This window comes from Galactobacter sp. (genome assembly GCF_022712295.1).
GTDB lineage: Bacteria > Actinomycetota > Actinomycetes > Actinomycetales > Micrococcaceae > Galactobacter.
Map to the genome: position 1 here is coordinate 1 of NZ_JALAGT010000116.1, position 10,786 is coordinate 10,786.

Here is a 10,786-nt window from a genome sequence, read left to right on the forward strand (position 1 = left end):
TCACCTTCCTGATCTGGGGTCTCTCCCGGGTGGCAGGCAAGGCCGTGGTCCTGACCCTGGTGCTGACCGGTATCGCCATCAACGCGATTGCCGGAGCGGCCACCAGCTTCCTGATCTTCCTCGGTGACACCACCTCCCGTGAACAGGTCATCTTCTGGCAGATGGGAACGCTGTCCAACGCATTGTGGAGCAACATCTGGATCGTGGCTCCGGTGTTCGTGGTCGGATTCGTGGCCTGCGTGATGATCAGCGGCAAACTGGACGTGTTGGCTCTGGGAGACCAATCCGCATCCGCGTCCGGTATCAACGTGGAGCGGTTGCGAGTCATCGCCATCGTGGTGGTCTGCGTCCTGACCGGCGCGGCCGTGGCCTTCGCCGGCATCATCTCCTTCGTGGGGTTGATCGTCCCCCACGCGCTGCGCCTGATCGTGGGCCCCTCCCACCGCTATCTGGTGCCGCTGTCCGCGCTGGGTGGCGCGGTGCTGCTGGGTGCGGCCGACATCGCCGCACGCACCGTCATCCCGTTCGCTGACCTGCCCGTGGGGATCTTCACCGCCGTGGTGGGTGGCCCGCTGTTCCTGCTGCTGCTGCGCCGGACCTTGAAACGATCGGGGGTGCGCTCATGAGTGCCGTGGCGTCTGTTCCATCTGCTTCGTCGTCGTCTCCTGCGTCTGCTGCGTCGGGCGTGCGGGGAGCGCTGGAGGGCCGTGGGGCCACCGTCGCCGTGGAGGGTCGCGAGATCCTCTCCTCGGTGGACCTGTCGCTGGAACCAGGCAAGGTCACGGCCGTCATCGGCCCCAACGGAGCAGGCAAGTCCACGCTGTTGGCCGTGGCCGCCAGCCATCTTCGGCCCACTTCGGGTTCCGTGTGGCTGGGCGAGAGCGAGGCCCGTAAGGTGCACCACGCCGAGGCTGCCCGCCGCCGTGCCGTCATGCCGCAGGACTCCTCCGTGGCCTTCGCCTTCACCGTCCGCGAGATCGTGGAGATGGGCCGCACGCCGTGGCGCAAGCTGAAGACCGACGACGAGGGTGCGGTGGACGCAGCCCTCGAACTCGCGGGTCTGCACCACTTGGCCGAGCGCGACATCACCACGCTTTCCGGCGGCGAGCGCCAGCGCGCGGCGCTTGCGCGCGTGATCGCCCAGGCCACTCCGGTGAGTTCCGGGTCGGTGATCCTGTTGGACGAGCCCACTTCCGCCATGGACGTAGCCCACACCGAGGCGTCCCTGCAGCTGATGCGGGAAATGGCCTCACGTGGTGCCGCCGTGGGTGTGGTGTTGCATGACCTGGATGCCGCCGCCTCCTACGCCGACCGTTTGGTGCTGCTGCAGCACGGGCGGGTGCGCTTGGTTGGAACACCTGCCGAGGTGTGCGTACCCGAGGTGCTGAGCGAGGTCTACGGGACGCCGGTGGAGGTCATCCATGCCGGTGGGCGGTTGCGGGTAGGGCCCGTGCGGCCTGGCGCTGCGCTGGGATGACGTTGGGGCCGGGCGTGGTGGCCGCCATCCTGCCGCCACCGGCAAGGTAGCCGCTCTGGATGGGCCACGGCGCGGTGGCCCATCCAGGTCATTTCTCCCCGGTCTGCTCCGTAACGAGGGTGCGCTCCAACGGGTCGCGGGCAAAGCCCTCCATAGTGCCGAGTTCGCCCTGGATCACCCGCTCGTGCACCAGCGGGATGGCGGCGTCGGCCTGCAGGGCCAGTTCTTCTGCCTTCATGGTCGCCTTCTCGCGTTCGGCCCCGGCCGGTTGGCCCAGGCCGTCCTTGAGGACCTTGTCCAGTTCCTCGCTGCAGAACTGGGCGATGTTGTTGCCGCCGTCGCAGCCGAAGTCCTGCGCCAGCGCGGAGAGCGGATCGCCGGTGTCCAACATGGTGTTGCGGGAGACCACCACGGCATCGAAGCTGCCGCCCAGGAGTTCCTTCTCCATGTTGGCGTACTCACGCACGTCCTGCTTCACCTTGAATCCTGCCGCCTCCAGCTGTGCCTCGATCTGTACCGCGATCTCCGGGTTCTCCGCCCGGTCGGTGTACGTGGCCAGTGTGATCTCCACGCCGTCCACCTTGGCAGGCTCAGACTTGGACTCGACGTCTCCGCGCAGTTCCTCCGCCCAGGGGACGGCGGGACCGAGCAGGCCCACGGCCCGGTCCGCGTGGCCTTCATAGACGGTGTCGGCGATCTGCTTGTTGTCCACCGCGGCTCGGGCAGCGGCTCGCACGTGCGGATCCTTGAACGGACCTTCCTTCGTATTCAGGGACACCGAGGTGGTCCGGGGCATGAACACCTCGTTGACCGCCTTTGGATCCAGCAATCCCACCTGGGAGATCGGGATGGTCTCGGCGACGTCCGCCTCCTTGGACCGGATAGCCGCAGCTCGCGCGGTGCCGTCCGGCACAAAGGACGCGTCGATACCCTTCGTCTTGGACTTCTCACCCCAGTAGTCGTCATATCGGTCCAGTGTCATGGTCGTGGACCCGTTGACCTTCACCAGCTCGAACGGCCCGGTCCCCGTCCCGACGGGGGTGATGGTGCCATCGTCCTTGTAAGCCTTGGGGCTCATGATGGACAGCTGGGGGCTGGCCAGCCGGTTGGGCAGCATGGCATCCGAGGTGTCGGTGGTGATCGTGACCTCATGATCCCCGGTGACCTCGGTGCTCAACTTGATTCCGCTCAGCGCGCGCGGTGCCGGATTAAAGGCCATGGCCCGGTCCAGCGTGTTCTTCACAGCGTCGGGCCCGAACTTCTCACCGTCGTGGAACGTGACATCGTCCCGCAATGTGAACACCCAGGTGGTGTCATCCATTCGCTCCCACTTGGTGGCCAGCTGCGCCTGCGGCTTCACATCCTCGTCGATCCGGACCAGGGACTCTGCTGTACTGGTCCGGGAAAGTTTGAAGGCATCATCGCTGAACGGATTCATGGCCGCCTTGGGCGGCTGCATGAAGGCCACACGGACGCGGTCGTCGCCCTTGGAGATCGCGTCGGACGAGCCGCCGCAACCGCTGAGCGTCATGGCCGTTGCCAAGCCGAGCACGAACGTGGCTGAAGCGCCGCGACGCCGGTGGTGGTTCGTGGTCATTGAGTTGTTCCTTTTCTTGTAGGGGTTTCGCCAACCGTGGCGAGGAAACCTGGGACGGAGTCGGGGTCAGCTGCGGGACCGGACGGGGCGGTCCCGCCTGCTGGGGGCTCAGCGACCTCATTGGAGGGCTTCTTGCGCCAGTCCACGCTCAGCCCGGTCAGGGACACTGCGAGGACGGCCAGGACGATCAGGGCCAGCGTCGGAACCATCACGACCAACGGAGCGCGTTCGGCGTAGGGCAGACCTTCCGCCAGCACCAAGCCCCAGTCCGATTTGGGGGGTTGAGGTCCCAGCCCCAGGAAACCGAGCGCTGCGAGCGCCAGGCAGGTGCCCGGCAACCGCAGTGCGGCATGCCTGGTCACGGGACCCACGACGCGAGGGAGGACGTGGCGCACAAGCAACCGGGCAGAGCCCACCCCCTGGATGGAGGCGATCTTGATATGTGGTTGCGCCTTGACCTCCTTGACCAGGCCGGCAGTATGCGAGGCCAGCGGCGCCCAGCTCACCACCGCCACGGCAATGGCCGCACCGATGCCGGAGGAGCCCATGATCGCCGAGACAATAAGGCCGGCAAGGATGGGCGGAGCGGCGTTGGTGATCTCGATGGGCCCGGTGCCGGCGTTGGGGAAGAGGCCGATCAGCAAGCCCAGCGCCAAGCAGACCAGGGTGACCACCAGACCCATGCCCAGAGTGGAGGCCGCGCCGTGGGCGATTCTGGCCAGCAGGTCGCGCCCGCTGGCGTCCGCACCGAAGGGCAGGCCCCAGCTGGGGGCCGCCAGCCGGTCGTGATCCAGCGCGTGGGGGTCTCTTGTCAGCCCTGCCGCAAGCAACAGGAGAAGCAGCGCGACCATGACGGCTGGCGCCACGAGCCGCCAGCGTGAGCTCGGAGTCTTCGGCGCCACCGCGGGCAGCGACCGGGAGCGGAAGGCAGGACCAAGGAAGAGATAGCCCAGAACGGTCACGGCTACACCGCAGGCCACCGCCAACAGCATCAGCAGCAGCACCCCGGCCTGCAGCGTGGGAAGGTCCTGTGCCTCCGCGGCGCCCAGGGTGGCGCGGCCGATGCCAGGGATCGCATAGACCCGCTCGATGACCACGGCGCTGGCGGTGATGGATACGAGGACGATGCCGACGGGCGCGGCCACAGACGGAATCGCACGCCGCAGCGCAGCCAGGACGATACGCCGTTTGGAGTACCCGGCCACTAGCCAAGTGGACACCCAGCGTTCACTGAACGTGTCTGCCAGCGCATCGGAGAGTAGGCGCCCCAGCAGTCCGCCCGAAGGTAGTCCAAGGGCCAGGGCAGGCAGCACGGTGTACTGCAGCCCGCCCCAGCCGTAGGGCGGAAGCCAACGTAATTGCACTGCGAAGATGATCAGCAACACGGAGGCCAGCAGGAAGTCGGGCAACGCGGTGAAGGCCGCCGCGGCACCACCGTTGGTTCGTTCGCTACACCCACGTAGTCCACGGCGGAACGTGGGAATGGTCAGCAGCCCGGCCAGGACGAACGCGACACAGAGCGAGGCCCCCATGACTGTGAGAGAGGTCCGCAACGCCTCCAACAGCCCGGGCAGCACCGGCTCCTTGGTGACCCACGAGATTCCGAAGTCCCCCTGCAACGCGTGGGCGAACCAGGAGACGAAGGTGGAGAACACGCCGCCGTCGATCCCGAGTTCCTCACGGATCCCTGCCAGTGCCTCTTCGGTGATGACGCCCTCCGAATACCGCGCACGGTAGACGGAGGTGGCCACGTCCCTGCCGGACAGCAGCGGCAGGATGCTCAGCAGGAAGAGCGCGGCCAGGATCATCACGACACGGGAGATGGTGGAGACAATGGCTGCGCGCGGGAACCGCTTTCTGCGCCGCTCCGGCGTCGAAGGCTTGGATGTCTGTGGGGCGGACGGTGAAGTGGCGAGTGTGGAGGGTGACATAGGTGTACCTGTCGTGACTGGCAGGGAAGGACGGGAGAAAGGCAGGAAGCATTCAGGCGATGAGAGCGGCGTGTTGATCCCGCAACCTCGGGATGGCCGCCACGAGTTCCTTGGACACACGGTGTTCCGGGCACTCGAGCAGATCGGTCGTGGTCCGATCCTCGACCACATGGCCGTCACTCATGACCATGGTGCGGTCGCACAGGTCCGCGACGACGGAGAGGTCGTGGGACACCACGATCAGGCCCATACCGCGCTCCTCGGACAGGGTGCGCAGCAACGCGACGACTTGCTGACGCAGCGGCAGGTCCAGGCCGCTGACCGGTTCGTCTGCCAGCAGCAGTTCCGGTCCCATGACGATGGCGCGCGCGATTGCCACGCGTTGTGCCTGGCCGCCGGAGATCTCTCCTGCACGCCGGTTCAGAACCGAGGAGTTCAGCCCAACGGATTCCAGCGCCGCGAGCACCATGGTGCCGTGGTCGCCATCCACCCCGAGGCGTTTGAGTGGTTCCGCAACGAGCATGCTCACCGGCATCAACGGATCCAAGGTGGAGGCCGGGTCCTGCGGTATGTACTGCACGCGCCTGCGGTACCAACGCAGCCGCGTGGCCGTGCCGGGTTCGATGCGTCGACCGTCGAATTCGATGGTGCCCGAATCCGGTAGGTCCAGGGCCAGCAACTGCTGCAACAGAGTCGTCTTGCCGGAGCCGGAGGAGCCGAGAACCCCGACGCGCTCACCGCGACCGATGTCGAAACTGGTCGGCGCGAGCGCGGTGGTCCGGGCCCGCGCCGCAGACCAGCGAGACCGTGGCCCGGTGTAGGTGCGAGTGAGCTCCCTGACTCGTAACACTGAATCGGGCTTCGGAGCCTCGGTTGGTGCCTTCGGCGCAACAATGGCCGACGCTAGGTTCCCGCCGGCCGCGGCGGCCGTCACCAGATGGCGGGTGTAGGCGTGGCCAGGATGAGCCAACACGTCGTCTATGGCGCCCGTTTCTACGATGCGTCCCCGGTGCATGACGACGGCGTGGGTGCACAGTTGGGAGGCCACGGCCACGTCGTGGGTGATGAACAGCAGGCAGGGCATGGCGTGACCGGCCGTGTAGGTGCGCAGCACGTTGAGCACACGTTGCTGAGTCACCACATCCAGGGCGGTGGTTGGTTCGTCGGCGATCAGCAGACTGGTGTCGCAGGCCAGGGCCAGGGCGATGCAGATGCGTTGCCGCTGTCCGCCGGAAAGCTCACCAGAGTAGCGAGACAACAGCGCCTCGGCATCCGGCAGACCCACGGACTCGGCCAATTCCACGGCGGCAACGCAGGCATCCTCACGGCTGAGGCCGCCGTGCCGACGCAGTGGTTCCACCAGTTGCTCGCGCAGTCGCACCAACGGGTTCAGGGCAACCGCCGAGTCTTGGAAGACCATGGCGGCCCTGGCTTTTTCAGGGCGGCGCGCCAGCGGGATACCGCAGACCTCCTCCCCGTTGATCTGGATACTTCCGGCGACCGTGGCTATTGCCGGAAGCAGACCGAGGATCGCGGAGGCAGTGAGTGACTTTCCGGAGCCGGAGGTCCCGAGCAGACAGATCCGTTCACCCGTGCGCACACTGAAGCTGAGGCCCGAGACGATGCGGCTGGCACCAATGGAGATGCACAGATCTCTGACCTCGAGCGTCGCTTGGGCGGCATCGACGTCTCTGGCATCCTTGTTATTGCACATGAGAATCATTATCACTAAAAGGGCACACCAGAACAACTTGACTCACCTCACGCACCGTCGAACCAAGGCTCCGACCCTGCTCGGCACCCAGCTACTCTTCAACGTGGGCTTCTACGCCGTAGTGCCCTTCATCGCCACCGTACTCACGCACGACTTCGAGCTCGGTGGCGCCGCGATCGGTTTCGTCCTCGGCGTGCGCACCTTCAGCCAGCAAGGAGCCTTTCTGCTGGGAGGGCTTCTGGCGGATCGCTTCGGGGCCAGGACCATGATCCTCATCGGCTGTGCAGTGCGCTGCTGCGGCTTCCTGACGCTGGCGGCCTCGCTGTGGGGTCCAGAACCGCAGCTTCACGTGTTCCTGCTCGGCACTGTTCTCACCGGATTCGGCGGGGCTCTTTTCTCCCCGGCGCTCTCCACACTGGTCGCCGCCGTCGAGCGCCACGTCGCCCTCCCACACGGACGGGTCACCCTCTTCGCCTGGCTGACCGTGCTCGGCGAGGCGGGAGCGGCAATCGGCCCTCTGCTCGGCGCCGCCCTGCTGCCGTGGGGTTTCGCGGCGACGTCCTGTGCCGGCGCCGCCCTCTTCGCGGCCGTCGGCCTACTCCTGTGGCTGATCCTGCCCGGCGGGACGCCGCAACGAGCACAGGCCGCCACGGCCTCGGTCGCCTCTGCGACGGACGGCGCCCCGCCACTTTCCAAGAGGCAACGAACGGCGCTGAAGAACCCCCACTTCGCGACGTTCGCTGCCATCCACGCGGTGGACTTGCTGGCCTACAACCAGCTCTACCTCTCCATCCCCACCGAGCTACAACGGGTCGGCTCCGGATCCACGGCCCTGGCACTGGTCTTCACTTGGGTATCCGTCCTGACCGTGACCCTGCAGGTCCCTGTGGCTCGCTGGTCCGCGCGTCGGCCCGCACGGATCTGCCTTCGCATCGGTTACGCCTGCCATGCGAGCGCATTCACCCTGCTGGGTCTGTGCGCGCCATGGACCGCACCTGACGGCTTCGAGCTGGCCCCGGCCTTCACAGCCGCCACGCTGGTCACCCTTGGCCACCTCTTTGCCCTGCCCACGGCTATGCATTCCGTGAACGGCTTCGCGGGAAATGCGGCGACCGGGTCCTACTTCGGCCTGCTAGCCACCATAGGAGGATTCCTCGTGCTGGTAGGCAACATCGGCATCGGATCACTGCTGGATCACGCCACTTCAGCCCAACCAGCCGCCGCACTGCCCTGGCTGTGCCTGGCCGCACTCCCTGCCGTGTCCGCACTGGCCGTGACGCGCCCCTGGATCTGGAAGCACACGCAGGAGGACGGGTGAGCCCCCAGGATCGACGTTCACCGGTTTACCCCGCCACCCACCATTTGCAACGCGACACTTCAGAAACCCCCGTCGTAGGACGGGGGCGAATCACGGATCCGGGGGCTTTCTCGCATGCCGGGGGTATACCGCGGCGCTCAGGCGTCCTCGGGGAAGATCTTGCCGATGGGCGTGCGCTTCTCCGCCTGGAACTCGTCCTCGGCACGGCCGTAGGCCCAGTACGCGGACAGCGACATCTGCTTGCGGTCCAGCCCGTGCTTCTCCGTGAGCAGGCGGCGCAGATCCTTCATGCTCTCCCTCTCACCGTGAACGAACACCTGGGCGTCCGCGCCGGCCGGGATCTCCACCGCGGCCACCCCCGAGGCCAGCGTGGTGGACTCCGGCGTCCACTCACCGCCACGCTCCAACCAACGCAACTCGACACCGGCGGGAGCCGAGATGTCGATGCGATCCCCGGGGCCGGCGACGTCGAGCACCGCGACGCCCACCTCGTCAGGTCCCATGGACTCGAGCGCGGCCGCGATGGCGGGCAAGGCCGCCTCGTCGCCCCCGAGAAGGTGCCATGCACCGGGGCGCGGCGCGTAGGCGCCGCCCGGACCATGGAAGGCAATGACGTCGCCCACTTGGGCGCCGGCAGCCCAGGGGCCGGCCAATCCGGTGTCCCCGTGCGTCACGAAGTCCAGGTCGAGCTCCCAACCACCCTCGGTCCGAGGGCGGGCGGCGCGGATGGTGTACGTGCGGGTCACGGGGACTCCGGCGGGGCCGTGCACTTCACGGATCGCATCCACATCGAACGGTGGCACCAGCTGCAGGCCGGGGTCGGCGAACAGCAGCTTCACGTAGCTGTCCGTGATGGATTCCTTGGGCTCAAAGGCCTCCGACTCCACCGCCAACGTCACCCGCACCAGATGATCCGACACCGTGGAGGTGCCCACCACCGTGCCCAGGTGCTGGACCCGCTTACGCTTCTTGCCGTCCGGAGCGCTCATGCCGCGTCGTCGTCCTTTTCGTCGGTGAACTGCGCCAGGCCCGCCTTCAGCTCCGGCGTGAGGCGCAGGATCTTTCCATCGAGGTCGGTCAGGGCCATGGTCGTTGAAGCACGTGAGGCCAGCTGACCCGTGTGGCCGTCAAAGAACTCGTAGTGGAGTTCGAAGGAGGCCCCCTTGATCTTCTCCACCCACAATTCCACGCGGATCGGGATATCACGATAGGGAAGTTGCGCAACGTAACGGATGTGGTGGTCAACTACCAGGATCAGGATCTCCGAACCCACTGATTCGAAGAGGGCGATCTTCCCCGCCCTGTTGACGGGTTCACCCGTGCCGGAGGGCGAACCGAAGGCCATCACACGAGCCTCCTCCATCAACCGAACCTGGTTGACGTTGTTCACGTGCCCATAGGCATCCATGTCCGCCCAGCGCAGGGGTACCTGCACACTGATCCTGCTCACACGTTCTCCTCAATATCTGCGTCGAGCTGAGGCGGCGGGGTCAGCAGACCAAGCGCCTCAAGGCGCTGCGCGATCCTGCCACCATCAGAGGCATACACCCACGGTATCCCGGGCGTGGAGCCCATGATCCCCTCGGACCGGCCACCGGCCAGCACCGCCTGGGAGGGGCTCAGCTGACGGATCACGATGGCGCGCACGTTGTCCGGGTAGCGCCGAGCGAACTCCGCGTAGATCTCCGGGTCGTGCTGGCCGTCGTCACCGATCAGCAGCCAGGAGATGTGGGGGAACTCTTCGGCCAGGCGCCGCAGGCGGTCCACCTTGTGCTGGGTGCCGGAGCGGAAGACCCGCCCCTCGGTGGGTCCCCAGTCCGTGAGCAGCAGTGGCCCGTCCGGGTACATGTTCCGGGCCAGGAAACGGGTCAGAGCCAGGTTCACGTTCCACGCGCCGGTGGAGAGGTACAGGGTGGGGGCCATGGGCTGATCCCGGGTGATGCGGTCCAGGAGCACGGGCATCCCCGGCGTGGAATTGCGGGCGTGCTCATCGAGCACAAACGAGTTCCAGGCGGCCAGCATGGGGCGCGGCAGCGCGGTCACCACCACCGTGTCATCCACGTCGCAGATCACGCCGTGCGTCTGCGCGGAGTCCACCACGAAGACAGAGGACGTCACGGGATCCGAGGTGTTCCCGTCCTCATCGCGGGGGCACAGGACGATCTTCTGCCAACCGGGGGCCAGGTTCACCGCCAGGCGCTCATCAAGCACGCCGCCACGGTCTGCGGTGACGGTGAAGTGCAGGTCCCCCACCGTGACATCAACCGTGGCGCCCAACACCGTGGGAGACACGAAGTTGCGCCACCCGCGGATGCCGTCCGCCACCACGTCGGGCAGATGGCGCCCGCCCACCAGGCGGCCAGGTTTGGACATCACCACGCGGCCCAGCACCCGGATCCAACCGTTGTCGCCGGACAGCCCATAGCCGCGGTACGGCAGCACGGTGATGTTCCACCCGCGTCGCCGAGCTTGGTTCAGACGGAAGGCATGCCACGAGTCCTCGATGGAGAGGGCCAGGCCGCTGAGCGGTTCTGAGTATTGAGGCGTCGGCACGTCCCCAGTCTTGCACGCTGTTCCGGCCTGACGCTGTGAGCGGAGCGCGGCTGCGACACAACTACGGTGCCCACTACGCTGTGGGCACGGCGGGCTCCAGTGGTGGTTGCAACACCTCCACCTGAGGAGGTGCGTCCGCCGTGACGTCTCACGCTACGACAGCGGCCTTGAAGCCGGCTTTCATGAAGGCATTCAA

The 10,786-nt window shown here is 66.7% G+C and carries 9 protein-coding genes; 3 read left to right on the top strand and 6 right to left on the bottom strand.

The features are described from left to right. Positions 1–626, top strand: a 626-nt coding sequence (locus Q0A15_RS08955; RefSeq protein ID WP_291279183.1) for an iron ABC transporter permease, incomplete at its 5' end; no start/stop codon positions are given. Then, entirely contained in the window at positions 623–1,477 is an 855-nt protein-coding gene (locus Q0A15_RS08960) for a heme ABC transporter ATP-binding protein (RefSeq protein ID WP_291279184.1), read from the top strand. The genes Q0A15_RS08955 and Q0A15_RS08960, both read left to right, overlap by 4 nt. An 88-nt stretch (positions 1,478–1,565) precedes the next feature. Here the strand turns inward: Q0A15_RS08960 and Q0A15_RS08965 are convergent, their stop codons facing one another. From Q0A15_RS08965 to Q0A15_RS08975, 3 genes are read right to left on the bottom strand one after another with little or no spacing between them, the layout of a single operon-like run. Next, positions 1,566–3,074, bottom strand: a complete 1,509-nt coding sequence (locus Q0A15_RS08965; RefSeq protein ID WP_291279185.1) for an ABC transporter substrate-binding protein — start codon at positions 3,072–3,074, stop codon at positions 1,566–1,568. After that, entirely contained in the window at positions 3,071–5,005 is a 1,935-nt protein-coding gene (locus Q0A15_RS08970) for an ABC transporter permease subunit (RefSeq protein WP_291279186.1), read from the bottom strand. The genes Q0A15_RS08965 and Q0A15_RS08970 overlap by 4 nt, the downstream gene beginning before the upstream one ends. Positions 5,006–5,057: 52 nt before the next feature. Beyond that, a complete protein-coding gene (locus Q0A15_RS08975; protein ID WP_291279187.1) occupies positions 5,058–6,719 on the bottom strand; it encodes an ABC transporter ATP-binding protein in 1,662 nt (553 codons plus the stop codon). A gap of 37 nt (positions 6,720–6,756) precedes the next feature. Here Q0A15_RS08975 and Q0A15_RS08980 point away from each other — a divergent pair, with 37 nt between their 5' ends. Beyond that, positions 6,757–8,037, top strand: a complete 1,281-nt coding sequence (locus Q0A15_RS08980; RefSeq protein ID WP_291279188.1) for an MFS transporter — start codon at positions 6,757–6,759, stop codon at positions 8,035–8,037. Positions 8,038–8,174: 137 nt separating this feature from the next. On the opposite strand, the gene Q0A15_RS08985 is transcribed toward Q0A15_RS08980, so the two are convergent. From Q0A15_RS08985 to Q0A15_RS08995, 3 genes are read right to left on the bottom strand one after another with little or no spacing between them, the layout of a single operon-like run. Then, positions 8,175–9,026, bottom strand: a complete 852-nt coding sequence (locus Q0A15_RS08985; RefSeq protein WP_291279189.1) for a siderophore-interacting protein — start codon at positions 9,024–9,026, stop codon at positions 8,175–8,177. Next, on the bottom strand, positions 9,023–9,487 hold the full coding sequence (locus tag Q0A15_RS08990; protein ID WP_291279190.1) for a thioesterase family protein: 465 nt from the start codon (positions 9,485–9,487) through the stop codon (positions 9,023–9,025). The genes Q0A15_RS08985 and Q0A15_RS08990 overlap by 4 nt, the downstream gene beginning before the upstream one ends. Further along, on the bottom strand, positions 9,484–10,590 hold the full coding sequence (locus tag Q0A15_RS08995; protein ID WP_291279191.1) for an App1 family protein: 1,107 nt from the start codon (positions 10,588–10,590) through the stop codon (positions 9,484–9,486). The genes Q0A15_RS08990 and Q0A15_RS08995 overlap by 4 nt, the downstream gene beginning before the upstream one ends. Positions 10,591–10,786: the final 196 nt, after the last annotated feature.

Bases quoted from the DNA above. Each gene is read 5' to 3' on its own strand.
- Q0A15_RS08985 (WP_291279189.1), bottom strand. From the start codon at position 9,026: ATGAGCGCTCCGGACGGCAAGAAGCGTAAGCGGGTCCAGCACCTGGGC.
- Q0A15_RS08970 (WP_291279186.1), bottom strand. From the start codon at position 5,005: ATGTCACCCTCCACACTCGCCACTTCACCGTCCGCCCCACAGACATCC.
- Q0A15_RS08975 (WP_291279187.1), bottom strand. From the start codon at position 6,719: ATGTGCAATAACAAGGATGCCAGAGACGTCGATGCCGCCCAAGCGACG.
- Q0A15_RS08960 (WP_291279184.1), top strand. From the start codon at position 623: ATGAGTGCCGTGGCGTCTGTTCCATCTGCTTCGTCGTCGTCTCCTGCG.
- Q0A15_RS08965 (WP_291279185.1), bottom strand. From the start codon at position 3,074: ATGACCACGAACCACCACCGGCGTCGCGGCGCTTCAGCCACGTTCGTG.